Here is a 25,505-nt window from a genome sequence, read left to right as displayed (position 1 = left end):
CAGGATGTGATGAAGAAGAGCACGGGTGTCTTCGCCGTCGCCGTCGCCGCGGCGGCGGGGTACGCGGCGAATGTGATCTCCGCAGGGGTCCGGGGTGATGGACATCTGGGGTCGTGGGTGCTGCGGCTGCCGGATGCGGCGAAGCGGGTGGTGGCGTGGCCGCCGTCGTGGTCGTGGGAGCCGCGGGATCTCCTCATGGCGGCCGCGGCCACCGCCTTCTCACTGATCCTGCTCGCCGCGTGGGCAGTCACACTGCCCCAACGGTCCGGCGAGGAGCACGGCTCAGCCCGCTGGGGCAGGCCCCGAGATCTGCGGCCGCTCACGGACCCAGACATCCAGCGCAACATCTGGCTCACCAGGGAGCACCGGCTCCGCATCACCCGCGCCCGGAAGCCGGAACATCAGCGCAACCTCAACATCTTGTGTATCGGCGGTTCCGGCACAGGCAAAAGTCGTTTTTTCGTGATGCCGAATCTGGTGCGTGATGCCGGGTCGGTGCTGGTGACGGATCCGAAGGGTGAGTTGTTGGCGACCTGCCGGGAGGATCTGGAGGCCACCGGCCACCGGATCGCGGTGCTGAACTTGATCGACTTCACTGCCTCGGATGGTTTCAACCCGCTGGCGTATCTGCGCCCTGGGCATGAGCCGGAGGACATTGCTTTGCTGGCCAAGACGATCATTGCGAACACGGATCCGCCGCAGAAACCCACTGGAGAGCCGTTCTGGGAGCGCGCGGAGGAGGGACTGATGAATGCTTTGATCAGCATAGTGGTCGCGACGTATCCACCAGAGCGGCAGCACCTGGGTGAGGTGATGGATCTGCTCGGGCAGATGACCCCTGACACCGGCGACCACTCCCCTGTTGGCGCGTTGTTCGCGGCAGCACGTGGCCTGCCCCCGGAGGAGCGCTCCGAGCTGCTTGACTACGCAGTGGCCCAGTTCCAGGTGTTCCGGCAGTCGGTCGACAAGACCGCTTCCGGGATTCTGGTCACCACCGGTGCCCGGCTCGCCCCGCTGCACATCCCCGGGATCCGACGGCTCGTCGCCCGGGACACGATCGGTTTGGATCGGGTCGGGTTGGAGAAGACAGCCGTTTTCGCGGTCATCTCTGACTCGAACAAGCAATTCGCGTGGTTATCCGCGATGCTGTTCTCCGCCTTCTTCCAACGCAACGTCTGGATCGCCGACCAGCAGCCCGGCGGCATGCTGCCGGTCCCGGTGACGTGCTGGCTGGACGAGTTCGCCAACATCGGCAGAATCCCCGACGTCGATGTGACGATGGCCACGGTTCGTTCCCGCGGCATCTCCGTCATCCCCGTCGTGCAGGCCTTGAACCAAGGTAAGACCCTCTACAAAGACGCCTGGACCACGATCATGGCGAACTGCGACACGGTGCTGTTTTTGGGCTCTCAAGACCAAGAGACCCGGAAGTGGATGGCGGAGGCCCTCGGGAAGCAGACAATCCGCACAGTGGATTCGTCGATCTCGCACGGCCGCCGTGGTGGCGGATCCCGCAACGTGAAGACGATCGCCCGCGAGTTGTTGAGTGCGGATGAGGTTGGTCGACTTCCCGGTGATGAGGCCCTGGTCCTGGTCCGAGGCCTGCCACCGTTCAGGGGTCGGAAGCTGAAGCCGCTCACTGATAGGCGACATGGCAAGACCAGGGCAAAGAAGGAAAGGAGTCGGTGATGAGTGAGCACGTCGACGAGCAGGCTGTTCGGGATGATGCGGTCTCCAGGCTGTCGCAGGAGGTCGCCCAACAGTCCGCTCTGCTGTCGCAGGTGATCGAGCGGCTGCGGCAGACCGAGGCCCGCACCACCACCGTCGCCACGCGTGGCGGGAAGCAGGAGGCGGTGGTGTTGTGGCCGTGGAGTCTGGACCCTGACCGCACCGTGGAGGAGTGGGAGCGGTTGATCGTGTGGGTGGATGGGATGTGCGTCACCCACGCGGTGACCGCGATCCCGCCGTGCTGGCTGGCTCACCCTGACCTGGTGAACCAGCTCGAAGCGCTCAGGTGTGCGTGGGAGATCGCGGCCGCGAACCACCCTGGGCCTGAGCTGATCGCCTGGTACACCTACTCCTGGCGCCCCTTCTTGGGGTATGTCCAGGGGGTGGATCGGTGTCGCAACGGCCATCAGCCGGATCCGCCGGCGACGGTCACCGACGCCCGTTTCCATCCCCTCGCGGCCGAGCAGGGGTGATCCGAGCGCCCGGTCCGGGCGGCGGTCAGCGCAGTCGTTCCAGGCAGTGCATGCAGTGCAGCCGACTCAGTCAGTGCAGCGATGGTGCAGGTGTGGCGGAGGCGCGGTGGGTGCGCCAGTGAGTGAGACTGATGATGGCGGCCTCGGGGTCGGGGATGGTTTCGCCGGTCCAGCGGGCGATGGTGGCGGCGGGCATGGCGGTGGTGGTGGCGATGGAGTGGCTGTCCCAGCTGGTGATGCGTTGGAGAGCTTGGGTGAGCAGGCGGGGATGTTCCTCGCCGACGTGGATGGGCTCACTGGTGCGCCATCCTCGGGCAGAAAGTTGGATGAACAGGCTGCGTGCCCGCTGGGCGGTGATGACCTGGAGTCGTTTCGCGGCCATGATGATGGCGGCCAGGCTGGTCCCGTATTCGGCTTTGATGGGAAGGTAGCCATTGAGGTTGAGGGTGTCAGTGACCCGGCTGCGGATCATGCTGGCGGGAAGAAGAAGGGCGCTGGCGAAGTCGTGGGCGCGTTTCTCTTGGGGGCTCCTGGAGCTGGTCCAGGGCTGGGTGTCCTGGTCCCAGATCAGGTGAGCGAGTTCGTGTGCCAAGGTGAACCTGGCTGCATCTCCTGGTAGCGGGGAGGCCAACGCGATCAAGGGGCGCGTCGGGTTCGCGGCCGGGATGGAGATCCCGGCATGGGCCGATGCGTCGTCCTCGGCGGGTGTGAGCTGCCAGATGACTGCGATACCGAGTCGTTCCAGCAGGCGGGTCATGTTACCGATGGGGACGGTGGCGTCGATCCCGGCGATGCGTCGAAGTTTCCCCGCTGCAGCGTCGACGTCGAGGGTGGCGAGGCTGGGAGGGATCTGGTTGGTGTGGTAGCCGGATGCTTCCGAGGCGTCGGCCCACACGCGGGCGGCTTCCCGGTAGGTGCGTAGGATTCGTCGTTCGTCTCCGGCGCGGGCGGTGCTGGCCTTGCGGAAGGTGGGGATCCCGACCTCGAGGACGCTGGGTGGGACGTGGAAGAACTGCGCTGGGAGGTCGTAGTGACGGCTGGCTCGGTCGATGAGTTCGGTGCTGAGGGGACGTTCCGCCTTCTCGATCTTCGACAGGGCGGGCTGGCTGATTCCCAGGGCATGGGCCAAGTCCTGCTGGGTCAGCCCCAGCAGCTCCCGTAGCGCGAGCAGCCGACGCCCGTTCGGCAACAACTGGATCATCAGTCTGTTTCCTCGGCCTCAAGGATCTCGTAACTGCCGAACAGGTCCTCCTCCTGATCCTGGGGAAGGAACTCGAGGTCCTCGAAGGTGGTGCCGTGGCGGGGGATCGCGACGTCGAGGTCGCAGGGAACCGTGCCACGATACTTCCCTGCCCCAACAGGATGGATGAAACGGAGACTGAACCCGTCAAGCCGGTTCCGCTCATCGCTGTAGTCCCACAACGCAAGGAAGACAACCTCCTGACTTGGGGCAGCTGGCCAGTTCGGATCCAACGGAGGCTGCTGCCATACCCTGATGCGTGCCTGGTTCGATCCGGCGTGAGGGACACGGTTGGGTTGGAGTGGGTTGGCCCGCAGCAGCCGCAACGACATCCGGCCGGGGTCTTGGAGGATGAGCTGCCCCATACGGGCAGGATTCCCAGCCAGCTGCCACTTCTCGGGCAGGCCGAGACGTTCCAGTTCCTGGCGTGCGGCAAGACGCACGTGCAGCGCCCGGATGAACCGGTACTCCTCGTGCCGATACGCAGCACACTCTCGCTCAGCCCTGGCGATCGCCTCGGCCAAGGCCTCGTCCAGGACCCCGGTGAGAGTCCCCGTGCTCTGCAGCAATGAGACAACGTGCTCGTGGTTCACAGCTCAACCCCTTGAAAACCAGCCAATACAACCTATTTCGGAATAATATACCCCACAATGTTACACCGGTTCAGCGTTCAGGGGCGTTGCGGTCGCGGCGTGGCGCTGGTGGGGTGGGCTGCTCTGGCGGCTGGGGGGTGTGGCGTTTGAGGGCGGCGGTGTCGCGGATCCGGTCGATGAGGGGCCGGGACCTGTCGGCTGCGATCGCGCGGGCCTGGGCGTCGATCGCCTGAGCGCGTTGGGCTTCGACGGCGGCTTGGTGGCGTTCGAGGCTGCGTTGCAGGGCGGGTTTGTTGAGGTCGTGGAGGCGGTCTTCGAGGGTGGCGATCTCGCGGTCGAGGTCGGCGCGGGCGGTGAGGACCTGCAGGAGGGGGGTGCCGGGGGTGTGGTGGAGCTGGGTCCGGGCACGCTGGGCGGCGTCGAGGTCCATGGTCAGGGCTGCCCGTTCGGGGAGGGTCTCCATGCGCTCGGCCAGGGCTGTGAGCTCCTGGCGGACCTCCCACCGGGCGATGATGTCCTGCAGCGACTCCGACTGCTGCACCGGCTGCACTGGCTGCGCTGGGTGGGGCTGCTGCACGGACTGGACTGGGTGTGCTGACTGCATGGCTTGCAGTGTGTGCAGCGGCTGTGCTGGTTGAGTGTCGTGCACTGGGTGTGTGGGGCGGGTGATGGCTGCGGTGTGGAGGGGTGGCAGCAGACCGGCAGCAGGCAGTGGCGCGCCGGGTGTGGGCTCGGGCGCCTGCACAGCCGGGGTGCGCGGGGGTGTGGTGGCCACGCCGAGATGGGCGGCGAGGTCCTGGAGGCGCTCTCCGGCCCTGGGCCGGACCCTGACCCCTGGGCCGTCAGGGACAGGCTGGGCCTGCTGTTGGACTTCCTGGGTGACCAGGTCACGCAACGCCGCCTGGTGCTGGGCGGGGTCGAGATCGTGCAGGGCAGCGGCCACCAGGTTGGTGTGGTAGTCGCGCTCCTCGGTGGGGAGGTCGGCGATGAGCTGAGCTGCTTGGCGGGCGACCGCGAGTCTGGTGTTGGCGTCACCGACCAGGTGGTCGGCGTGCTCGGCCACCATGCCGACCAGGAGTTTCCCGGCGACGGTGGGGGCGGCGTCTTCGAGGATGAGGGGCATCTGCAACGCCTCCGCACCGCCGTCGCGTTGCAGGAGTTCGGCGGGGTCCTTCACCGGTTGCCCGTCGGGCGGCAGGAGGGGGAAGTCCCGGGCGAGGATGCCGTGGCGGATGAGGAGCTCATGGTCACGGGCAGCTGCTTTCTGCCCGGCGGCGTCGGTGTCGGTGGCCTCCCACACCCGCACCCCCTGGGCGGCGATCGCCTGGGCCTGCTGCTCGGTCAGGGCGGTCCCGAGCGGGGCAACCCCCACCGCGCGGCCGTTGGTGCCCAGCGTGATGGCCAGGGCATCGAGTGGGCCCTCGACCCGCACCAGGTCCGCGCCGTCTTTCACCAGGTCCTGGTGCTCGGCGAGCCCGAAGAGGATCTCGCTCTTGTGGAAGGCGCGGGTGGTCGCGGTGTTCAAGTACTTGGGGACGTGTTTGTCGGCGTCGGGTCGGGCGCGGCCGACGAACCCGACCAGGTCGCCGTCGAGGTTGTGGATGCCAAGAATGAGGCGGTCACGGAAGACGTCGATGATGCCGCGGCCGTCTCGGGCGGGTTTCGCAAGACCGGCGTCGATGAGCTCCTGATCACTGGCACCGTGACGGCGCAGGTGCTGGGCCAGGCGACTCCCGGAAGGGGCGTACCCGACCACGACCTCGGGATGATCTGCCACCAGGTCGGTGCCCAACCGCTCGCGCATGTAGTCGGCCGCGGCCGAGCCGACGTAGTGCTCCTTGAAGAACTGGGCGGCTTGGTGGGTGAGGTCGATGATCCTGTCCCGGCTGGTGGCCCCGAGGAGCTCAGGCTCGAGCTCGGCCGCGGGGGTGAGCTTCGGAACGGTCGTCGGCACGGTCTCGGTGGGCGTGTCGCGGGGTGCCGGGGTCGGTGTGGCCGCGGGCTGGATCCGGCGTGCGGGCTCGGAGGCGGCGCGACGCACCCCACCCTTGTCGGTGGTGGGTGTGGGGGCGGTGAGCACCGGCACCGGGGCAGGCTGTGAGGGCTCTGCTCCCCCGCCGGGACTGTCGTCGGGTGTGGGGATGGCGCGGCCAACCCGGAGGTCGGAGGCGGCGGCGTGGAGGGTGTGCAGCCAGGTCGCTGCCTGGGCCCCGACGGCCTTGGACCGTGATGGGGCAGGCAGGGCGGTGACGGGGTCGGTGTGGTCGGTGAGGCCGCGCCAGGTCTCGATCTGCCCCGCGACCTGCTCCCACCTTGCGCGACGAGGATCATCCACGTGGGGGACGGGGCCGAGATAGGTTGTGGCCCAGTCGGGTGGGTCGAGGGCCAACGCGGCGCCTCGGGTGGTGATCGCGTCGGCGACCTGGTGACGCATCTGGGTCAACGCGGCCGCCCAACTGCTCGGCATGGCTGGGTCGTCGGTGCCGTGGCCGGAGATCGCCCATGCGGGGGCCCCGAACCGCTCCACCTGGGCGGGGTGGGGGTCGAGACGCCGACGCTGCGACTCGATCCACAACTGCTTCCGGAGTTCCTGCACGGCGGTGAAGCCGAGTTCAGCGCGGCCCACATCGCCTGCGAGGTTTCCGGGGCGCTCCGGCATCGTCGCGGCCCCCCGCTGCACCGTCTCACGATGCCATGACGGTCCGTCGAGGCGGTGGCGGGTGGTGGTTTCCTCCCGCAGCTGGGTTGCGGTCCGGGTGGCCTCATACCGGTCGTTGCGCAACCGTTCGAGGCGAGCATCCAGATTCTTCAGCAGCTGTTCGGAGGCCGGGGCTTCTGGGTCGCGCAGCAGTTGTCGGATGTGCCGGCGGATCTCGGTGATCGCCCGCGATGCGGCCTCGGCGCGGCCGCGGGCGTCACGAAGTCGGGTGGCGAGCTCGGAGTCGTCGAGGTGGCCGTAGACGCGGTGTTGCCACGAGGGCACCTCCACGCCGCGTTTCGTGACCGCCGGGACCGGGTCGGTCTCCCACGCCGTCTTCTTCGTCGCTTTGAGTTGGTTGAGGGCGGTGGTCTTGTCGATGGTGGCGGAGTGGAGCTGGGCGGCGAGCTCGAGATCCGACAGGTGGCTGAAGCGGCGCGTGATCTCACCCTGCTTGGAGGCGTGCTGGGCGGCGAGGGTGAGGTGGCGGCGGATCCGCCACGCAATCAGCCCGGCGGGCTCGGTGACGCCGTCGGGCAGATTCTCCGCGCACTCACGCAGGATCCGGGAGGGAGCAAAGCCGCGTTGTTCTGCTTCGTGGAGTGCTGCGTGGAGACGGTGGAGCTGCGGCGAGGTCTGGACCTGGACCCACACGGCGGGATGCTCCAGGCGCATCACCTGGTTGTAGCGGTGGGTGTCGGCGCGGCGTTGTACGTCGGTGAGGATCCGCACCAGGGTCGCGGGATGCTCCGCCTCCGCCTGGGCCTGGGCAATCAACTCCCGTGCAGAGGATGCTTGGACGTCCTTCGATGCCGCTGCTCGGAGCATGTCGGGGGCGGTGGTGCCGTCAGTGACGGCCCACACCTCGTTGTTGCTGCGGCCGCGGGTGAGGCCGACGTACACCGCGTCATGCCCGATGGCGGTGGTGTCAAGGAGGAGGTGGCTTGAGTCGACGGTGCGGCCCTGGGCCCGATGCACGGTCGTCGCATACCCCAGCCCGGTCCAGGAGCGGATGTAGTCGGCGGGGAGGGTGCAGGTGCGGTTGTGGTCGTCGACGACTGCGACACTGCCGTCGGCGTGGATCTGTTGGATGGTCCAGCGGTCGCCGTTCTTCACAAACGAATGGCCGCTGCCTGTGGTCAGGCGGCGGTCGTTGCGGCGGGTGAGGATCCAGTCTCCCACCCCTGCTTCGGCCCCGTCGGCGAGGGTGATGGTGGTGGCGGTGTTGACGTGGCCGTCGTCGATGCGCTGCTGCTGCGCCAACAGATTCAACGCCTCTACAGAACTGTTGGTGGTGGCCATCATGAGCGTCTGAGCGCCCTGCTGGAGGTCGCGGTTCCAGGCCTGCACCATGGCCTGGTGCATGGCTTGGGCGGTGCCGCCGTGGACCCGGCCCTGGGAGATGTGCCACTCGACGTCCCCCTGGTCCCGCAACCTGAGTGACGCGGACGCCTCCTCGGGGTTGGTGAAGCGGTGGAGCTGCTCGAGGCGCACGACGTCGGCCTCACCGGTGAGCATCTTCAGCGCTCCCCCGGCGCCGATGGCCTGGAGCTGACGGTCGTCACCGACCAGCCGCACGAACGCACCGGCGTCGCGGGCGGCACGGGTGATCGCCGCCAGATCGGTCGCGGAGGCCATCCCAGCCTCATCGACAACGATCACGTCACCAGGTCGAATCTGGTGCCTGCCCTGGGGATGGTCGTGCAGCCATTTCGCGATCGTCGTCGAGGGCATGCCGGTGGCCTGCTGGAGTTGGTCGGCGGCCGCGGCCGAGACCGTCACACCGTGGACTTGGGCCCCGGATTGGGTGATGGCTTGGGTGGCGACGCGCATGGCGGTGGTCTTCCCGGCACCTGCCGGACCGATCCCAACAGTCAGCACCTGGTCGTTGAGAGCAACCTGTCGGGCCAGGGCGATCTGGCCTGGATCGAGCTGGAGTTCCTGCTCCGCCAGGACGGCGTCAAAGACCTCCGCGGTGACAGCCGGGAGGTGGATGTCGTGGGCGGCATCCACGAGCAGATCCTCCGCCTTGAGGACCTGGGCTGAGGTGTGGAGGCGTGCCGCCGGGGGCTGATAGATCGACGTGCCGTCGGGGTTGAGGAGCTCCGGCAACACCGGGGTTTTCACCTCGGGCGTGATCTGGATGGATGCCCGATTCAACGCGGCATCGAGCACTTGCTTACGCAGCTCATCGGTGATGAGCTCGGCCCTGGCGGCGGCCCACATGTTGACCCTGGTGGAGACGTGGTTGCGGTTCCACACCGACTGCCGAGCCGAGAGCTCGGCGACGATGTCGGCTGCGACCTGCTCCACATCCACCGCATCAATCCCTGGGTCCGGCTCTTGGCCTGGGACCAGGGCAGCAGCAGGCATGGCAGTCGATTCGGCGTCGAGCTGTGCGCTGATCTCGGCCTGGATGCGCTCCGCATCGGCCCCGAGATGGCCCCGCCATTGCGTGCGGAGTTCGTCGCGGGAGATGGCCTGGGACTTCGGGATCCTGGTCTCGAGGGTGGCCTGCTGCGCCAGGGCCAGGCGGGTCTTGCGGTCTGGTTCGTGGCCACGCTCAGCCACGAACTCGGCGACGAGCTGTTCGGTGCGGGCGGTGATCGCGGCCCGTCGTCCCGAGCACTGATCGATCAGCTCATCACTGATCGCGGCGAGTTCCATGCCGCGGTAGTCGCCGCTGGGTGTGGTGCGCTCCCGCAACTCCACCCCCAGCTGCTTGAGTTCGCTGGCCAAGGCTTCGTTGTAAACCGATGAGGCGGTGACCGTTGCCTTGTAGAGGCTGCGGGAGTCGATGGTGAGCCACTTGATGCGGCCCTGCGCGTCGGTGATCTGCACGCGATTGGCGATCACAACGTGGTCGTGCAGCTGGGGATCTCCCTCGCGGGACTCCCAGTGTCGGAAGCGGGTGGCGAGGAGGCCTTCTGTGGCGTGGAAGGCGATTCCTTGGGCTCCGCTTCGGGCCCTGATGACCTCGTCCTCGAGCCAGTTAATGGTCCTCTCGATGGCTGCTTCATGCGCCTGCTCGAGCTGTTTGGCCTGCTCGGGTGAGGCGATTCCCCACGCCACAGACAACGACTTCGGCGCGCTGAAGGTGAGGTCAAATCCGGCCACGGTGTTCTGCTTGCTGCTGAGTTCTTGGCTCATCCACTTGGCGACTTCGACCCGGTTTCCGCTGCGTCCGTGCGCCTCTTTGAACGCGATTCCTGCGGTTTTCATTCGCACCTTCAGGCGCTCATTGGCGTCAAGATCACGGCCAAGACGACGTTCCTCAGCACTCACAGCGTCGTCAATAGCGCGTCGAAGTTGGCTGTCCGGGACCTGGTATGCAGCGAACTTCCTGCCCAACCTGACAGCCTCGATGGCCTTCTTCGCGCTCACCCCGGCGGCGATCTGCTCGGCGATGAGACGATCCGCCTCAGGGTGCAATCCCTCACCGAACAGGGCCTTCATCTGGGCCTCTGTGACCTCACCCTCGATGCCCAAGGCGGCCGCTCCACGCCCCATCCACTGACCTGGAGGCGTGCCGCTCTCCAAGTAGTAGTCGCCCAACTCCTGGTCTTTGGACCGGTGGTCTGCGCGCGCTGTGACGCTGGTGTAGTACTCATAGCCATCCCCGGCACTCAGGCGGGAGATGGTCATCATGGGGCGCAGTCTAGCATCAGGGATTGCTTCGAGGGCTGAAAGTGCCAGTAGTGTGACGGCTGGAGATGCCTGAACCCCTTCCGGGTTGGGTGGGAGCGTAGCGACTTCAAAATCTGCTCGGAAGGGGTTCAGGCATCTCCAGCCGTCGTGGGTGCGCGGAGCGTTCCCACGTGATGGGTCAAGGTCGAAGCTTGCACACGGTGCAGGAGAGTCAATCCGGGGTTGTGCCTGCTCCGTCAGGAGTGGGCACAACAGGTTGTGGTTTTTCCGCCCTCGATGGGCGGAAAAACCACAGTGGGCCGCACCGCACCCAGACGGCAACTGACCGGCTGTCCACAGGGGACACGCCTGACCCGCGCACGGTGCACCCAACCGGCAGGGTTCCCCTGTGGACAGCCGGTCAACACAAGTTGGCAACGCAAACGCGGGGTGGCGGGCCTCGATGGCCCGACACCCCGATTCAGTCCCGCGAGAGGGAACCTGAGACGCTCGAGGCGACCAGGGACGTGGTTGTGTGTGGCCTCGATGGCCACACACAACCAGCACGCTAGCTATCCTTGATGTGTGCGGAAAACGATGACGAAGACCAGCGCACGCATCGCCGTGCGCGGACGCAGCAGCTCTTTCGCCGAACGCGAACGACGCCTCGAGAATCTTGCGGTCGAACACCTCGTGCTCACCGACAAGATCGCCGCCCTCGAAGCAGAGCGCAACACCGTCGTGCTGAAGCTCTACGACGAGGGGCTCCGTCGCTCCGAGATTGCGCAACGACTCGACCTGGACCTTCGCGAGATTCCGACGCGGAAACGCCTCACCCCTGAGGCAGCATCCGAGACTGAGGACAGCGACGATGACAGAACGCCTGACGGAGCTGACAACAGCAGCACAGAACCCGACAGTAGTGACGAGGTTTCAGGCGAAGATCCATCGCAGTCCTGACCTGGAGTGCTGGCTGTGGACCGGAGCCATCTCAGGGAAAGGTCACGGCCGGTTCTGGATCCACGATGACCTGGTGGTGATCGCGCATCGGTTCGCGTGGCTCATCGATCAACTCGAGCACCACCAGGTCGTCACCACCATGCCGGATGTCGTCTCGCACGACTGCGACAACCCGATCTGCCAAAACCCGTCCCATCTTCGCGTCGGGACGGCAACGTCGAATCGACGTGAATGGGTGGCGCGGCGAGACATCCCGGGGTCGCCGCTGCGTGACCTCCGTGGAGCACGCGGCCGCGCTGAAGCACTCCGCGACGCCGCAAAGACCAGGGCAGATCTTGCCACGGTGATCGACGACGGAATGGGTGACGTCGATCGACTCCAAGAACGGCTCTGGTGACGCCCGGTTGGGTGTTAGGCGAGGGCGCGCTGCACTGATGATTTGCTGACCTGGAGGATGCGGGCGATCTGCGCCAACGAGTGCCCTTCAGCGCGGAGTGTCTGGGCGGCCTCGAGGCGCTCGAGTGTCATCACGGTGGGGCGGCCGCCGATGCGTCCCTGGGCCCGGGCATGCGCGAGGCCGCGGATGGTGTTTTCGCGGATCGTGTCGACGCGGAGCTGCGCGAGGACGGCCATGATCCCGATGATCGCCTGCCCCATCGGTGTGGAGGCATCGACGTCGAGGGCGGGCTCGGTGAGGCTGCGCAACCGGACCCCACGGTCGGCGAGATCCCGGATCACCTCGAGCGCGATCCGCTCCGTGCCGGCAATCCGGTCCAGGGCCCGCACCAGCAGCGTGTCACCAGGGCGGAGGTAATCCAGACAGGCGCTCCACTGCGGACGGTCCACTGTGCGGGAAGAGTGACCGTGATCGGTGAACACCTTCACCGCCCCCGCGGCCTCGAGCTCTGCCCGTTGCGCCTCCGGGTTCTGTTCCCGGGTTGAGACGCGGGCGTAGCCGATGATGCTGCTCACAGTCCGATGCCTCGACTGTGTCCAGTCTCATGGTGGTGGTAGTAGTCGTCATGATGCATCCGGTGCCGTGCTTCATCGGCCCGCATCTGTCGTTGTTGTTGGTCCTGCTGCTGTGGAGTCACCCGCTGAACGGCTTCCCAGTAGAGCCTATGCAGCTTCCTCCTCCACTCCAACGCCCGCCGTGGCTCATCTGGCCATGCCTGACAGGCAATCGAAAGGACCTTCCACGACGTCACGGCTTCCAGTCTGCGCAGGACATCCTCAGGCGGGGCCTGTTCGAGGGCCTCGAGGGCTGCCTCCATGTGGTGAAACCAGCGCTGGGCCTCCTCCTGGGTGAGTGCGGCCGCGTCGCGTGCCTGGTCGACAAGAACCTCAAGGCTTGGGTGTTCACTCATGACCTGGTCTCCTTCCTGGGGGTGGGGTGCGTTCAACGCTCCAGCCCACCGCGGCCGCGGTCAGGACGCGGTGGAGCCGGACGATGCTGGGCCCTGGGAGCCGTCGCCCTCGACGACGGGCGGGTGATGGTGGCTGCCCGTACTGCTGCCCAGTGATGCCTCTGCAGAGCATCGATCTGATGGCGCTGCTTGTTGGGCTCCGTCGGCCATGCCGTGGCCGCGATCGCCGTCGCGTCGCGGGTGGCCAGCCGGGAGGAGACCTTCAGGAGGTCCTGGTCCAACGGCACGTCCTTCAAGGCCTTGAGGGTGATGGTTGCGGCCTGGAACCAGGCCCGGGCCTGTTCTGGGGTCATCGACGTCACGTCGCGGGCCTGGTCGACCACCTCACGGGCTCGAGCCGCAAAGCTCGGCCCACTGGCGGAGACGTCGAGGAAGACTCGGCCGTCACGGTCCTGGATCACGAGACGATCCAGTTGGCTGGAAGCCACCAGGGCTTCAACAGTGGCCGGGACCATGGCAGCGCGGTCGTCGTGGCCCTGGGCGGTGACGGCTCGACCCGCGCCGAACTCCTGGGCCTGGCCGACGTAGCGGGCGAGTGTGCCCAGCCGGGACACTTCCAGCGGGACGGCGACCACGCGCAGTTCTGTGCCGTAGCCTGCTTCACGGTAGGCGGCGAGTTCCTCGAGGAGGAAGTCCTTCTGCCGGAGGGTGCTCTCCACGATGGCGGAGATCCGTTGCTCGCGCAGCCAGTGGCTGGCCATCACGACCCACTGTCCGATTGCCTGGGCAGTGACATCGGGCATTGCCAACGGGTTGGTGGTCATGGTGTGTTCGTAGGCTGGGTGGAACCGTCGGAGATCGTCGCCGTTGACGATCACTGATCCCCGGTGGGCTTGGCCGCTGGCATCGACCGCTGCGGTCTTCCCGGCACCTGGTTGTCCACCCACACACACGAACCAAGGACGATCCCCTACCTCGGGGCGTTCCGGGTTACGGATCTCCTCGAGGTAGGGGATGACCTGGTTGGTGAACAGTTCCTGGAGCTGCTGCGGTGACAGGTCACTCATGCAGCGACGGCTGGGGCTTCAACCGGCATGGAGCGAAACAGCTGCCGCAGCTCCTCACGCTTGGCGGCGATCGCCTCCACGTCGTGCGCCCGGACCTGCTGCACCCCCTTTGTGACCTGACTGGCCTGGTTCATCCAGTGCTGCTTGACCGCTGGATCCGTGGCCTGGTTCGCCCAAGCGATGTAGCGGCCACACACCCGGGTCGCCATCTCCTTCATGATGTCGAAGGACATCAGATAGTCACTCATCTCGCGCTCTCCTTCACAGGGGCCACTCCCCCACAGTTTACTTCGCCTTGTTCAGCTCGGTGCGGAGCTGTTCGAGCTGGGCCGTGAGCTGTTCGCTCTGGGCCTCCGCCCGGTCAGCGCGGGATCGTTGGCCCTGGAGTTGAGCCTGGAGGTCCTCAACCTCGGCGCGGAACTGCTCGGCCTGGGTCTCTGCCAGGTCGGCGCGGGACCGCTGCTCCTGGACCTGGTCGCGGAGCTGCTCGAGCTCGGCGCGGAGCTGCTCGAGCTGGGCCGTGAGCTGTTCGCTCTGGGCCTCCGCCCGGTCAGCGCGGGATCGTTGGCCCTGGAGTTGAGCCTGGAGGTCCTCGACCTCGCGGCCACGCTGCTCGGCCTGGGCCTCAGCCGCATCCAGAGCTGTCTCCAGCTCACGAGTCTCGGCCTGGGCCTCGGCGACCTGCGCGGTCAAACCTTCACGTTCGGCCTCGTGCTCAGCACGCGCTGCCACGACGGCCTCACGCCAGATCCCGACGGCCCGGAGCTGCACCGCCTCGGGCATGGGCGGCACCTCCTGAGACTTCTCCTGCTGCTCGTTCCACTCCCGCGCCACAGCGGCGGCGACAGCCATCCTCACCCCCGCCGCTTCTCTGATGGCGCGGGCCGTCACCCGCTCCCCCTGCGCTGCGACCTGCTCGGCCGCCCGCCGCGCACGCTCCTCCGGTCCAGTGGTGGCATCGGACATGATCGAACCCCTTTGGTAATGGTGGTAACAGTGTTTCCTGTTTCCTATGTTACCACGAGCAGAAACAGGAAACAACCCGCGCTACAACAAGACGACGCCGGTTAATTGAATGTTTGTCAGTTTCTGACGGTTCCTGCCCGAGCATCCCGGCGGTGCTGCCACGATGCGCTCGTCCAGACAATCCAACGAAGGAGGACAACAATGCGTCGCATCATCTCCGTGCTGGCCACTCTCGCCCTGGCCTGCGGACTCCTGTTCACGAACCCCGGCACAGCCCAAGCCGCCCCCCACCACCACAACACCCTCCCCTACCCCACTGGCTGTGGACGGAACGCGGTGGTGATCTCCCGCCAGAACATGGCAGGCGGCACCGCCTCCGTGGTCTACAGCAGGAACTGTGGCACCAACTGGATCGAGTGGTACGGACCAGCCATCACTACTGCCAAGAGCATTTACGCCGGAACTTCTTGGACTATCCCTGAGTGGGATCACACCCGCTGGTCCTACTCAAGACAGGTTTCTGCCCCCGGCAGCACCCCCATCGGGGCTCTCATACAGGTCTTTCCTTCCAATGGGCCTATGGAAGACTGGGGCGTCAGCTGCCAGTGGACCTGCACCTGGACCCGCTACGCATGATCCATGGAGCACCGTGCGTCCCACCTGACGACACGTGGGCCCGGGGACGAGCGTTCCCGGGCCCACACGTTGTCACAGCACCCCTTCGGCCTCTGCGCTGACTGCACTGACAGCAGTTGATGCGCTGACAACCGGGGTCGACTCAGAAAGGCTTGATCCGGGCTTTCGGGTCACTGAGGCTGTGGGACGGGTTTTTGGGTCGCCTGTGGAAGGGCGGGTTGGGGGTGTCGAGGGTGTCGCTGGGGTGGTTCGTTATCGGCCGTTACTGGAACGCGCCAGACACACCGCCACCCTGACCGGCGAGCTGTGGCCGCTTTGTGTGCTACACTTTTGGTGTGGGAGTTCACTTCACCGACAGCGCTGACAAGCACCGCGTGCCCCGTGAGGATTCGCTCTACGCGATCATGCACGCGGAGGCATCAGCTGAGATCGACGGGTTGCCGGGAGAGGTCACGAAGGTCTATGTCGGGCACCCCCACGCACAAACTGATGACTACATCGAGGTGATCGCGGCACATCGCCCACCTCGAACCATCGTGATCTTCCACGCGATGCCTCTCAGCGACCTGTTCCGACACCTCCTCGACGAAGGGACAACAACATGATGACGACGAGCTATGACGAGCTGGCGGCACGCGCTGAGCGCGGCGAGCTCACCGTGAAGCCCGGCACCGTGCTTCGGGGCGCGGATGCTGCGGACGAGGCACGACGCAGCCTCATGGACGCAGTGGGCACGGCAGACCTGGAGGAACTGACCCACATCGTTGCTGGGCGGCCGAGGGTCGGTACCGGCTCCGGGGCCTCACCAGTGGTGCGAGCCCGGGTCCCTCAGGCCCTCAAGGATCGTGTGGCAGAGGTGGCCAGGCGTGAACACCGCAAGGAATCAGACGTGGTACGTGACGCCCTGGCGGCATACGTGAGCCGAGCAGGATGATGGCTCATCCTTCGTTCATCCACCTGTGGGCTTGGTGCAGGGCATCATGCAGGTCGTCGGCGGTGACACGTGTCCCTTGGTTCAGGATGACCGTCTTGGCCGCATCCTCTGCTGCCCGCACCAACCCGGCGTGCGACAGGCCCTGCATCTGCTGTTCCAGCCCTGCCCAGCGAACCCCCTTGACCAGCGATCCCAGCCTGCCCTTCATCACCGCCACCGCCTGACCGGCATCAGGCAAGGCATAGTTGAGTACCATGTCGAACCGCCTGAACAGTGCTTTGTCGAGAATCGCTCGGTGGTTGGTTGCCGCGACGACCAGACTCTCCGAGGAACTGGCCTCCAGGAACATCAGGAAGGAGTTGAGGATCTTTCTGGCCTCCCCGACATCGCTGTTGGACCTGTCGCCACCCAGAACATCGAGTTCGTCGAACAGGTAGACCCCCCGATGATCCACCACCGCGTCGAAAACCGTCTTCAGCTTGGCCGCCGTCTCACCCATGAACTTACTCATCAGCGCATCCAGACGGATCGTCAACAAGGGCAGGGACAACTCATGGGCCAGTACCGCCGCCGTCATGGTCTTGCCGGTCCCGGGCGGTCCCTCCAACAGGATGCGATGCACCGGATCAAACCCATGATCGAGCAACTGACGCCGCTGCCGCTGCTCCACAAGGATCCGCTGCACCTCAGCTGACAGCTCCTCCGAGAGCACGAGCTGCTTCAACCCGACGACAGGGTGCGAAGCGATCACGAGTTCCGTGAGCTCACCTCGCGGCTGTGCGATGGACACCACCCGCGCGGAACGATCCGTCCGTGAGGCCTCGATGGTCTTCTTCAGGTCCTCAGCAAGTCGACGATGCCCCTGCCTGGCAGCCTGTGCCGCAACCTGCAGGGCCACCGAGTAGAAGGCATCATCATCCCCACTGGCGTGACTGTGCACCAACGCCTTGACGTGTTCACCCGAACCAGCCACGCCATCGCCTCCTCCCCTGCAGCATGTCTTCCTCACTTCTCTCTCAGCGACTGTCATTTGTCTAGGGTCCTTTCTGCGCGGGCGGGGAGTCGGCCGGGGAGGCGGTCGGGTGGTGTGGGGAGTGGGCCGCGCTGCCGTGCGGCTTCGGTGGCGGTTGTGATCGCGGTGGCCGCCCATGCTGAGAGGCTGATCCAGCGCCCGGCGGCGCAGTCGCTGCTGTGGGCGGATTCGATGATCGCGCGGGTGTGGTCGGCAATGCGGAAGCTGCGGGTCTGCCCGGAGGCTCCTGTGGGCATGGTTGAGCGTTCGGCGGTGGTGCGGGTCGCGTGGGTACGCAGAGCTTCTTGGATCCAGGCGGCGAACGTCTCGGGCCCACCGTGTTCCCAGTCGGCGAGGAATGCCGCGCGGGCGTCGTGGAGTTGCTGGTTGGTGAGGCTGACCGAGATTGTCCCCGCTCCTCCCGCGGCGGCTGCACTGATTGCGCTGGGGGCAGTGGGTGCACTTTCTGCGCTTTGTGGGGTGGGTGAACTGGGAGTGTCGGCCGCGCTGGGTGTGCTGCCTGTAGTGGCTGCGCTGGGTGCATTGGCTGGGTTGTCTGCACTGTGTGCCGGCGGAGGTGTGCCGGGGTCCTTGGGTGTGAGGTTGTCGCGTGCTGCGCGTCGTCTGTCGGCCAGGGTTGGTTTCTTCTTGGCGGGCATCAGCGCACCTCCTGCTGGGTGATGTGCTCGAGCGCGGCACGGTAGTCGGCTGCGATGTTCGAGTCGGGGGCATAGATCCCGAGTGGGAGTCCTGCGAGGTAGGACTCCCGGGCGGCGACGGCTTCCCTCACGGGTGGGGTGACTCGTCCGGGCCAGTGTCGGTGGAGCTGAGCGAGGACGTCGGCGTCGAGGCACCGTCCGACACGCTGTTGGGTTGGGATGATCCAGCCGATGTGCTGCTCTGGGCGGATGCGAGGAGCAATCCGGGACTGGATCACCTCCGCCAGCTCGTCGATCTGGTCGAAGGCTTCTCCGGCCGCGACGACCGGGACGATGATCTGGTCGGCGGCGGCGAGGGCTGCGAGAGTGGCCAGGTCGATGGCGGGCGGTGTGTCGATCACCACATCGTCCCAGTCGGTGAGGGTGGGGAGGATGTCGCGGAGGGCGGTAAGGACCTCGGGGTGTTGGTGGAGGTGTTGGAGGTCTCGGGTGCCGACCAGCACGTCGGCACCGGGTACTGCCGGGGACGGGATCGCGGCCTCGGTGATGGTCGCAGTGCCGATCAGGACCTCAGCGGTCACTGCGGTGACCTCGGTGTCGTCGGTGATCCCCAGCCGGGTGCCAAGGTCACCTTGTTGGCAGGCGTCGATCGCCAACACCCGGCGGCCCTGGGCTGTCAGGTGAGCGACGAGCTCCGCCGCCGTCGTGGTTTTCGCGGATCCGCCTTTGGGCAGGGCAACGGTCCAGATGGTCATGATGTTCTCCTTCGCAGGTTGTGGCGGTTGGGGGTGGTGATGTCTTTGAGTTGCAAGTCTCGGGAGGCCTCAGCCAACGCTGCGGTGTAGTCACGGTCGTACTCGTGCTGAGTGATGGTCTCCAGCGCGATGCAGGCGCTGTCGAGGGTCTCTGTCAGACCGGGACTGTCATCATCGAGACCGCGTTCACGGCACTGTTGCTCATGGTGCTGGAGCTCGGCCAGGAGCTCACGGATCGGGCGGATGCAGGGGGTTTCAGGCTCTCCCGCAACAATCTGGATGGCACGCTCGATGCCGTCTTTGAACCCATCCAGCCAGGTGACGTCTTCGTGGTTGTCGTGGCTGTGGAGCTCGACCTCGAGCGCGACGATCAGGTCATGGCGGGTCATGGTGTCTCCTCCTTCATGGTTTTCCAAGTGCGGATCCGGCGTAGCCAGTCCTTCTTTTGTGACCACGCTCCGCGCAGGGCCCAGCGACGCAGGACCCGCCATCGTGGGGTACGTCGCCATTCGGTGAGGGTGTCGATGCTCTGCTCACTGAGCATCTCCTCCAACGCCTCAAGGGTCTCCGAGGGCATCATCAGATCTCCTTCCATGTCAGTTCAGCCAGTCCAGCCACTGCACCCAGCACAGACACCGCAACCGCTCCACCCAGCACAGTCAGCGCAGACGATGCAGCCAGTGCGGTGCCTACAGCCAGTGCAGACACTGCTTCCAGTGCACGCGGTGGTGGCAGTGTGGTCAGTGCTCCCAGTGCAGCGACCACGGGGAAAGGAGTGGGTGGTGGGGTCATGGGATGTCCTTGTGTTAGAGGCCTCGGGCAACAGCGGCGGCGGCGTGGAGCCACGCCCGTTGGGTGGCGGGTTTGAGGGTGGTGCTGTGCAGGCGACCACCAACCAAGGCCAGGTCGTAGGGGATCGTGACGACGTCCCTCACCAGGTCACGAAATCCGTCAGTGATGCGCTTGATCACAGCAGGCTTCACTCCAGGGTCAGCCTGGGAGACGATCACAACCGCGCCCTGGGCCAGCTCGGCACCAACCGCGTCACGGCGCGCCAACGCTTCCAACAACAACGCCCCGGCCTCGGCATGATCGTTGCGGGTGGTCGTAGCAATGACGAGCTGGTCGGTGTGGTCGATCATCCGCTGCCACATCGGATCGGACTCATCATTACCGGAATCCATCAGGATCAACCGGTAGTACTTCGCAGCGACGGCGTGGACCGCGTCCACGTCGTCGGCGCTGACCCGCTGAGCGGCGGCGAGCTCCAATGGCTGCGACCTGAGAACGTCGTAGCGGTCCCCGGTCTGGTGGTGCACGTAACTGGCCAAGTCAGCGGCCTGTGCGCCGGTGCCGAGCAACCTGTCGGTGTGGGGGAGGAGATCGAGGACGGTGGCGTCATGAGGGCCCTGCTCGGTGCGCCATCCGAGGGTGCCGCGGGTCTGGTTGTTGTCCCACGCCAGGACTCCGGCTCCGCCGTAGCGGGCCAGGATGGCAGCCAGCAGGATGGTGGTCGGGGTTTTCCCCGCACCCCCCTTGCCGTTGACGACGGCGATCGTTCTGGGTCCGGGCCAGTGCTGGCTGACGGCCTGAACATCGGCACGCTCGGCCCGCTCCGCAGCACCCGGAGCGATCCGCCACCCCAGACTGGTGAGCAGCCCGCGCCAACCCTGCCGAGCGGGTTCCTCTGGTGCCTGCTCGTCCAGGAAGGAGCGTCTGGGCGGCATCCCCGCCGCCTCATCATCACCATCCGTACCGACTGCACTGGGAGCACTGACCGCGCTGGGAGGGCCGTCTGCACTGTCTGTGCTGTCTGCACTGGGTGCAAGGGGTGTGCTGACTGTGTTGGGTGCACTGAGTGGAGGGTCGGCCTCGGTGTCGTTCTCCAGCTCCTCCTCATCGTCTGCCGGGGTGAGGAGGAGGTCCCAGCAGCCGTCGGTGACCTGGACCAGGGTCACCGCGCCCGGGGCGTGGTGGCCGTGCTGGTCCATGTCCTGGATCACCGCGGTCACTCGGCCCTGGGAATAGGGCTGCGTGTCGCGGAGCAGGGTGCAGAAGTCGGCAACGCTGAGGCTGCTCGGGTAGTCCCGATCGGGGTCACTCCAGGTGATCGAGAGCATGCCGTCCTCACCATGGACGGCGTGGGCGTAGTGGTGGGTCATGGCGGGCCTTTCTTCTAGGCTGCGATTTGGTTGACGGCGTCGCGGAGCGCTTCGTCTGGGATGGCCAGGTATCGCTGCGTGGTGGTGATGGAGGCGTGGCCGAGGAGTTGCTGGACGACCACGATGTCGCGGGAGGCGCGGAAGGCGGATGTGGCGAAGCTGTGTCGGAGGCAGTGCAGAGACCAGGGGCGTGAAAGCTTCGCGTTGACGAGCTTCCCCAGCCATGTGGCTGAGATGTGCCCTTGGTCAGCTCCTGGGAACAGCCAACCGCTGTTGATCGCGTGGCGGTTGGCGTAGACGGTAATGGCTTGCTCGAGTGCTGTTGAGAGCGGTACGAGGCGTTCAGCTCCGCCCTTGCCGTGGACGATCAACGATTTTCCTGTGAGGTCGTCGATCAGGTATTCCAGGGCAACGAGGACGATCTCGCATCGTCGGAGTCCTGCCCATGCCGCGAGCCGAGCTGCAAGGGCAACGCGGTCGTCGTCGCAGGCCAAAATGTCGTTGAGAATGTGGTCGGGTGCAGGCCGCGCGACGGCGCGCGGGCGGCGGATGGTTGGCATGGTGATTGTGTGGCCGTGGAGCCAGCTCAGGAACGATGACCACGAGGCATGGACGCCGTGGCGTGTTTCTGGCTTCCAAGGCTTCGCCGCGGTCCAGGTCAAGACGTCCTGCACGGTGACATCGTGGGGTTCCAGGTATGAGTGCGCACGTGCGAAGTGGACGATGTGCTGGCGTCGGACCCGGACAGTCGCTGGGCGCAGGCCCTTAGCTTGCAAGAACATGACCCACTGGTCCAGAGGTGTCTGCCAGAACGGTGGTGTCGGTTTGAGGTTGAATCGTGTGCCCATGTCGGCATGGTGCGGGGGCAGCCCATCCGGGTTCCAGCTCGTCATGCTGCCAGATCCAGGGGGCGGACCCGGAGGCCACAGGTTCAAATCCTGTCCCCGCTACCACGTTCGACTCGTTCGAACAATCGACCTTCTGGTCTTGACCCGAAGGAGCGACGCAGAAGGCGTCGGGCACCCGCCCGGCGCCTTTTTCGCACCCTCCACGGATCCGCGCCACCACATCCTGCTCCTCAACCAGCACCGACGTGGTCTCGCCGTCGTCATCCAGCCAGATCCCGGAGAAGAACGCCCCCAACAACTTCCGCCTCACCGCAGGCACCGCAGCCGCATAGAACCGCTCCGGCTCCCCCAACAGATCCAGATACGCCACCACCCCCTCACTCTCCCGACGCAACTGTTCATCCGAGACCTCCAACCGCTGCACCACCACCGCCCGACGCACCTGCACCTCCCGCAACCGCTTCCGCAGCTGCGTCGTCCCCAACTCAGCATCAAAGGCCAGATCCAGCAGCCGCTCCTCCCGCGCACCCAGCCTCGCCAGTTCCTTCCGCAGCCGCTGCCTGGCCTCACGCTCCACCGCCTGCCGTGCCTCCAGGCTCCCGGTGACCTCCTGGCGCAACCGCGTCGCCAGCCCGGGAGCAAGCCGCAATAAAGCAACCTCCCGCACCAACGCGTCCTCCACATCCCTCACCCGCAGATGCGGCAACCCACACCCCGCATCCATGCGATTGATGCACGAGTAGTACTCATACGCCTGACCCGCATGGTTGACCGGCTGGGAGTACACCAACTGACTCTCCCGACCCGCCGACCGACACCGACCACACTGCATCAACCCCCGCAGGAAATGACAGTGCCGCTGATCCCGATGCGTGCGACGCCGCCGAACATCCAACACCTGCTGCACCCGCTCAAACAGTTCCGCCGAGACCAACGGCACATGACGCCCAGGAAACACCTCCCCCTTGAACGTCACCTTCCCGATGTAATACGGATCCCGCAAGATCAACGCCAACTGACTCCGAGACAGCGGCCGCTCCACCCACTTGGCGGTGCGACGCGTCGTCAAACCCTGCCGCTCCAACTCCGACGTCAACGCGGCGAGGCTGTATTCCCCCGTGGCGTACTGCTCGAACGCCCACCGAATCAACGGAGCCCGCACCGGATCCACATCAACAGTGTTGACCAGCCGCCCATCAAAATCCTTACGAACGTTGAGGTATCCCAGCTTGGCCCGCCCAGTAGTGCCCCCATTCTGCGCCTTGTGCCGCATCTTGTTCGAAATATCCTCACCATTCTGCCGGACCTGCACCTCATTCATGATGTCAGTGATGGCCTCCATGGCATCACCCATGTAACCCTCACCGAACTCCTCCTTCGCGGAAACCAACTTCACCCCCATGGTCGCCAGCACCCGCTTCGCAATCGCAGCATCAGTGAAATTACGAAAGGCCCGCGACCGCATATAGATCACCACATACCCGATCTGAGGATTGTCCTCCACATAGCGCAGCAACTCCTTGAACACCGGACGCTTGGCAATGGACTGGGCCGAGACACCAGGCCCAACAAACTCACGAGCAATCGCTGGCGGCCAAAGCATTTTTCGTGCACCATTCATATAGTGAGGCGACGCTGGAGCAGTTTCAGCAGATCATTCGTGGGCAGGCGCTTGCAATGCGTGAGGCGGTCATCAAGGGCTGCCGCTTTGACACGGACCACCTCCTGCGGATCACGAAACTGGAGCTGCTGCACGGGAGGCAAGAATGAGCAAACGCGAAGTGACGAGTGAACCGTCAGTTCAGCCATCTGGCTGACAGCGTACTCTTCTCACCCTCTGGGCTTAGCGCCATGGCTGCATCTAGAGTGGCTTCGCACTCAGGGCGGAGGTGACAGCGATGCGCTACTGGCGACCAGTGACAACCATGGTGGTCGCGGTGTGTCTGCTGGCGGCTGGGTGCGTCTCGGAGTGGGATCGGGGGATGCAGGCACTGAAGGCTGATCCGATGGCCTCAGCAAGCTGGGAGGGCCTGGAGCAGGTGGGGACCAGCCAGACGGTGAACGAAGGATGGAAGCCTCGACCGCCGAGGTTCACGCGCTGCTTCAAGCTGTCTATCACTCCCGAGGAGGCCCTCAAGACTGTCCTGGCAACAGCCGAGGAGCATGGCTGGGTCGAGGATGAGTCGTTGCGTGAATACATTTATTCGAGGTCGCGAAAGAAGCTGCAAGGTTTCAGTGGTGGGCTTGCCATGTCACCTGACAACACAGGTTGCGAACAGTACCCTGAAGCAGATTTCCGCATCACGTTGGACTATCCCTAAGGATCCGTAATGGCCAAGAAAGTGCCGCCGTTTGTTGTTCTGATTGGCCTACTCATCTCATTTTTAAGTGTGGTGGCGCCGGCTGCTCGTGCTGAGACTCCGCCAACACGAGTGGTGCATATGACGCTGCTGGGTGATTCCTACTCGGCAGGGAATGGTGCGGGTGATTACGATACTGCTGCATGAGGTGCGTATCGGAGTCGTAACAACTGGGCGAATCACTACCGCGACTGGGTGGAGCGTGAGGGGATTCATGCTCCGTTGACAGTCCTCGTCCACTCAGGGCATGTCATCGAAGATGTTCTGAAGGAGCAGGCACCTAACATCCCGCCGAACTCTGACATCGTGATGTTCACGATCGGCGGGAATGATGGCGGGTTCGGAACAGTGGTCAAGGAGTGTTTCGCGATGGGTTTCCGAGATGCAGGAGGTTGCAGGGAAAGCGTTGACAAGTTTCGAGACTTCGTCAAGGACCCAGGCCCCAAGGGGTTACGCAAACGTACTAGAGAGGTGTTCAGCGCTATCGATCAGCGACTGAAGGGCCCTGATCGCGATCTCAAGCAGATGCTCGGCAGTGTCATAGGGTCGTGGAAACAGTGCTGGTCAAAGGCAGGAGGCTGTGTTGCGGCGGATGTTGACGATGACCGATCGGGCTGCGATCGCACGGGGGTTGGATCAGGGATGGTCACTGCGGCGGGTTGCTGAGCGGATCGGTCGTGATGTCTCAGTGGTCTCACGGGAGATCGCCCGGAACACGGTATCTGGTGGGTATCGGCCGGTGAGCGCGGATGTGGCGGCCCACCAGCGTCAGTGTCGCCCGAAGGTACGCAAGATCGACGCCAATCCAGTGTTGAAAGCCAGGATCATGGCTGACCTGGCACGCTCGCGGACACCCCGCCAGATCGCAGGGCGGCTGCGAGCCGAAGCCGCTGATGAGACCCTTGAACCATGTACCGGGCACCGCAGCGGCTGGGTGGAGGAGTCGTGACACCGCGAAGCGATCCACCACCTGGATCTACGCGATGCCGAGACCCTGCGTGAGCACGGGATCCTGCTGCGCTCGAAGCGAACCTCCCGGAAACCCCGACGACAGCTCGGACAGCGGAAAGCCGCGATCGTGGGGATGGTCAGTATCGATGACCGTCCCGATCAGGCCACCGACCGGCGGGTCCCAGGCCATTGGGAAGGAGACCTCATCATCGGGGCCCACAGGAGAGACCGCTGCGATCACCCTGCTAGAGGGCACCACCTGGTTCGTGACCATCCTGGCCCTTCCCAAGGGCAAGGACGCCGACGGGGTGTGTGACGCCCTCATCAGCCACGTCACCGGACTGCCCGACCTGATGAAAGGCACCCTCACCTGGGACCAGGGCAGCGAGATGCACCGGCCATGCCGCATTCACGATGGCCACCCAGATGCCGGTCTACTTCGCCCACCCCCACTCCCCCTGGGAGAGAG

General features: G+C 65.4%; 28 protein-coding genes and 1 pseudogene. 13 read left to right on the top strand and 16 right to left on the bottom strand.

Annotated features, from left to right (window positions below):
- The first annotated feature begins 9 nt into the window (after nucleotides 1–9).
- Both EII35_RS03760 and EII35_RS03755 read left to right on the top strand, forming a co-directional pair.
- Nucleotides 10–1,689, top strand: coding sequence for a VirD4-like conjugal transfer protein, CD1115 family (locus EII35_RS03760; RefSeq protein ID WP_125227133.1), 1,680 nt, complete (start codon nucleotides 10–12; stop codon nucleotides 1,687–1,689).
- Nucleotides 1,689–2,201 carry a hypothetical protein gene (locus EII35_RS03755; RefSeq protein WP_125227132.1) on the top strand — a complete coding sequence of 171 codons (513 nt, stop codon included), beginning with the start codon at nucleotides 1,689–1,691 and terminating at the stop codon, nucleotides 2,199–2,201. The genes EII35_RS03760 and EII35_RS03755 overlap by 1 nt, the downstream gene beginning before the upstream one ends.
- Nucleotides 2,202–2,271: 70 nt before the next feature.
- On the opposite strand, the gene EII35_RS03750 is transcribed toward EII35_RS03755, so the two are convergent.
- The 3 genes from EII35_RS03750 to mobF form a co-directional block, all read right to left on the bottom strand.
- Nucleotides 2,272–3,402, bottom strand: coding sequence for an ImmA/IrrE family metallo-endopeptidase (locus EII35_RS03750; protein ID WP_125227131.1), 1,131 nt, complete (start codon nucleotides 3,400–3,402; stop codon nucleotides 2,272–2,274).
- The gene (locus EII35_RS03745) at nucleotides 3,402–4,034 is read right to left on the bottom strand and encodes a hypothetical protein (RefSeq protein ID WP_125227130.1); all 633 of its coding nucleotides are present in this window, start codon (nucleotides 4,032–4,034) and stop codon (nucleotides 3,402–3,404) included. The genes EII35_RS03750 and EII35_RS03745 overlap by 1 nt, the downstream gene beginning before the upstream one ends.
- Nucleotides 4,035–4,104: 70 nt before the next feature.
- A complete protein-coding gene (gene mobF, locus EII35_RS03740; protein ID WP_125227129.1) occupies nucleotides 4,105–10,380 on the bottom strand; it encodes a MobF family relaxase in 6,276 nt (2,091 codons plus the stop codon).
- A 576-nt stretch (nucleotides 10,381–10,956) separates the two neighbouring features.
- Between mobF and EII35_RS03735 the strand changes: the two genes are divergently transcribed.
- Together EII35_RS03735 and EII35_RS03730 are read left to right on the top strand one after the other, a co-directional pair.
- On the top strand, nucleotides 10,957–11,319 hold the full coding sequence (locus EII35_RS03735; RefSeq protein ID WP_125227128.1) for a hypothetical protein: 363 nt from the start codon (nucleotides 10,957–10,959) through the stop codon (nucleotides 11,317–11,319).
- 73 nt (nucleotides 11,320–11,392) lie between these two features.
- On the top strand, nucleotides 11,393–11,716 hold the full coding sequence (locus EII35_RS03730; RefSeq protein WP_125227127.1) for a hypothetical protein: 324 nt from the start codon (nucleotides 11,393–11,395) through the stop codon (nucleotides 11,714–11,716).
- Nucleotides 11,717–11,730: 14 nt separating this feature from the next.
- On the opposite strand, the gene EII35_RS03725 is transcribed toward EII35_RS03730, so the two are convergent.
- From EII35_RS03725 to EII35_RS03705, 5 genes are read right to left on the bottom strand one after another with little or no spacing between them, the layout of a single operon-like run.
- Complete coding sequence (locus tag EII35_RS03725) at nucleotides 11,731–12,291, bottom strand: recombinase family protein (RefSeq protein WP_125227126.1); 561 nt, start codon at nucleotides 12,289–12,291, stop codon at nucleotides 11,731–11,733.
- Nucleotides 12,288–12,686 (bottom strand): hypothetical protein, encoded by a 399-nt coding sequence (locus EII35_RS03720; RefSeq protein WP_125227125.1) that lies wholly within the window; start codon nucleotides 12,684–12,686, stop codon nucleotides 12,288–12,290. Before EII35_RS03720 ends, EII35_RS03725 begins: the two co-directional genes overlap by 4 nt.
- A 32-nt stretch (nucleotides 12,687–12,718) precedes the next feature.
- Entirely contained in the window at nucleotides 12,719–13,753 is a 1,035-nt protein-coding gene (locus tag EII35_RS03715; RefSeq protein WP_125227124.1) for a zeta toxin family protein, read from the bottom strand.
- A complete protein-coding gene (locus EII35_RS03710; RefSeq protein WP_125227123.1) occupies nucleotides 13,750–14,001 on the bottom strand; it encodes a hypothetical protein in 252 nt (83 codons plus the stop codon). Before EII35_RS03710 ends, EII35_RS03715 begins: the two co-directional genes overlap by 4 nt.
- Before the next feature lie 37 nt (nucleotides 14,002–14,038).
- Nucleotides 14,039–14,719, bottom strand: a complete 681-nt coding sequence (locus tag EII35_RS03705) for a DNA-binding protein (protein ID WP_125227122.1) — start codon at nucleotides 14,717–14,719, stop codon at nucleotides 14,039–14,041.
- A gap of 201 nt (nucleotides 14,720–14,920) precedes the next feature.
- Between EII35_RS03705 and EII35_RS03700 the strand changes: the two genes are divergently transcribed.
- The 3 genes from EII35_RS03700 (at nucleotide 14,921) to EII35_RS03690 (ending at nucleotide 16,289) form a co-directional block, all read left to right on the top strand.
- The gene (locus tag EII35_RS03700; RefSeq protein WP_125227121.1) at nucleotides 14,921–15,355 is read left to right on the top strand and encodes a hypothetical protein; all 435 of its coding nucleotides are present in this window, start codon (nucleotides 14,921–14,923) and stop codon (nucleotides 15,353–15,355) included.
- 335 nt (nucleotides 15,356–15,690) lie between these two features.
- Nucleotides 15,691–15,960 carry a hypothetical protein gene (locus tag EII35_RS03695; protein ID WP_221739668.1) on the top strand — a complete coding sequence of 90 codons (270 nt, stop codon included), beginning with the start codon at nucleotides 15,691–15,693 and terminating at the stop codon, nucleotides 15,958–15,960.
- Nucleotides 15,957–16,289, top strand: a complete 333-nt coding sequence (locus tag EII35_RS03690; protein WP_125227120.1) for a hypothetical protein — start codon at nucleotides 15,957–15,959, stop codon at nucleotides 16,287–16,289. The genes EII35_RS03695 and EII35_RS03690 overlap by 4 nt, the downstream gene beginning before the upstream one ends.
- Nucleotides 16,290–16,293: 4 nt before the next feature.
- Here EII35_RS03690 and EII35_RS03685 read toward each other — a convergent pair whose 3' ends face one another.
- The 8 genes from EII35_RS03685 to EII35_RS03655 form a co-directional block, all read right to left on the bottom strand.
- Nucleotides 16,294–17,013 carry an AAA family ATPase gene (locus EII35_RS03685; protein ID WP_221739667.1) on the bottom strand — a complete coding sequence of 240 codons (720 nt, stop codon included), beginning with the start codon at nucleotides 17,011–17,013 and terminating at the stop codon, nucleotides 16,294–16,296.
- Between the two features lie 302 nt (nucleotides 17,014–17,315).
- On the bottom strand, nucleotides 17,316–17,960 hold the full coding sequence (locus EII35_RS15810; protein ID WP_185744159.1) for a hypothetical protein: 645 nt from the start codon (nucleotides 17,958–17,960) through the stop codon (nucleotides 17,316–17,318).
- Nucleotides 17,960–18,715, bottom strand: a complete 756-nt coding sequence (locus EII35_RS03680) for a ParA family protein (RefSeq protein WP_125227119.1) — start codon at nucleotides 18,713–18,715, stop codon at nucleotides 17,960–17,962. The genes EII35_RS15810 and EII35_RS03680 overlap by 1 nt, the downstream gene beginning before the upstream one ends.
- On the bottom strand, nucleotides 18,712–19,104 hold the full coding sequence (locus EII35_RS03675; protein WP_125227118.1) for a hypothetical protein: 393 nt from the start codon (nucleotides 19,102–19,104) through the stop codon (nucleotides 18,712–18,714). The genes EII35_RS03680 and EII35_RS03675 overlap by 4 nt, the downstream gene beginning before the upstream one ends.
- Nucleotides 19,101–19,295 (bottom strand): hypothetical protein, encoded by a 195-nt coding sequence (locus tag EII35_RS03670; RefSeq protein WP_125227117.1) that lies wholly within the window; start codon nucleotides 19,293–19,295, stop codon nucleotides 19,101–19,103. The genes EII35_RS03675 and EII35_RS03670 overlap by 4 nt, the downstream gene beginning before the upstream one ends.
- 226 nt (nucleotides 19,296–19,521) lie before the next feature.
- Nucleotides 19,522–20,877: an AAA family ATPase gene (locus tag EII35_RS03665; protein WP_260464996.1), complete on the bottom strand. Its 1,356-nt coding sequence runs from the start codon at nucleotides 20,875–20,877 to the stop codon at nucleotides 19,522–19,524.
- A gap of 14 nt (nucleotides 20,878–20,891) precedes the next feature.
- Complete coding sequence (locus EII35_RS03660) at nucleotides 20,892–21,551, bottom strand: tyrosine-type recombinase/integrase (RefSeq protein WP_185744147.1); 660 nt, start codon at nucleotides 21,549–21,551, stop codon at nucleotides 20,892–20,894.
- A gap of 91 nt (nucleotides 21,552–21,642) precedes the next feature.
- A complete protein-coding gene (locus tag EII35_RS03655; protein ID WP_125227115.1) occupies nucleotides 21,643–23,346 on the bottom strand; it encodes a recombinase family protein in 1,704 nt (567 codons plus the stop codon).
- Here EII35_RS03655 and EII35_RS15805 point away from each other — a divergent pair.
- From EII35_RS15805 to EII35_RS16235, 6 genes and pseudogenes are all read left to right on the top strand, one after another.
- The gene (locus tag EII35_RS15805) at nucleotides 23,334–23,495 is read left to right on the top strand and encodes a hypothetical protein (protein WP_185744146.1); all 162 of its coding nucleotides are present in this window, start codon (nucleotides 23,334–23,336) and stop codon (nucleotides 23,493–23,495) included. The two genes, EII35_RS03655 and EII35_RS15805, sit on opposite strands and share 13 nt — an antisense overlap.
- A gap of 212 nt (nucleotides 23,496–23,707) precedes the next feature.
- Nucleotides 23,708–24,046 carry a hypothetical protein gene (locus EII35_RS03650; protein WP_125227114.1) on the top strand — a complete coding sequence of 113 codons (339 nt, stop codon included), beginning with the start codon at nucleotides 23,708–23,710 and terminating at the stop codon, nucleotides 24,044–24,046.
- Nucleotides 24,047–24,055: 9 nt separating this feature from the next.
- Entirely contained in the window at nucleotides 24,056–24,232 is a 177-nt protein-coding gene (locus EII35_RS15800) for a hypothetical protein (protein WP_185744145.1), read from the top strand.
- 75 nt (nucleotides 24,233–24,307) lie between these two features.
- Nucleotides 24,308–24,751, top strand: coding sequence for a hypothetical protein (locus EII35_RS15795; protein WP_185744158.1), 444 nt, complete (start codon nucleotides 24,308–24,310; stop codon nucleotides 24,749–24,751).
- Nucleotides 24,678–25,034, top strand: a complete 357-nt coding sequence (locus tag EII35_RS16675; RefSeq protein ID WP_125227113.1) for a helix-turn-helix domain-containing protein — start codon at nucleotides 24,678–24,680, stop codon at nucleotides 25,032–25,034. Before EII35_RS15795 ends, EII35_RS16675 begins: the two co-directional genes overlap by 74 nt.
- Nucleotides 25,035–25,302: 268 nt before the next feature.
- Nucleotides 25,303–25,505: pseudogene (locus EII35_RS16235) on the top strand (hypothetical protein); the annotation flags it as partial.

It is taken from the genome of Arachnia propionica, from assembly GCF_003932785.1.
GTDB lineage: Bacteria > Actinomycetota > Actinomycetes > Propionibacteriales > Propionibacteriaceae > Arachnia > Arachnia propionica_B.
This window is presented reverse-complemented; position numbering and strand designations above follow the sequence as displayed.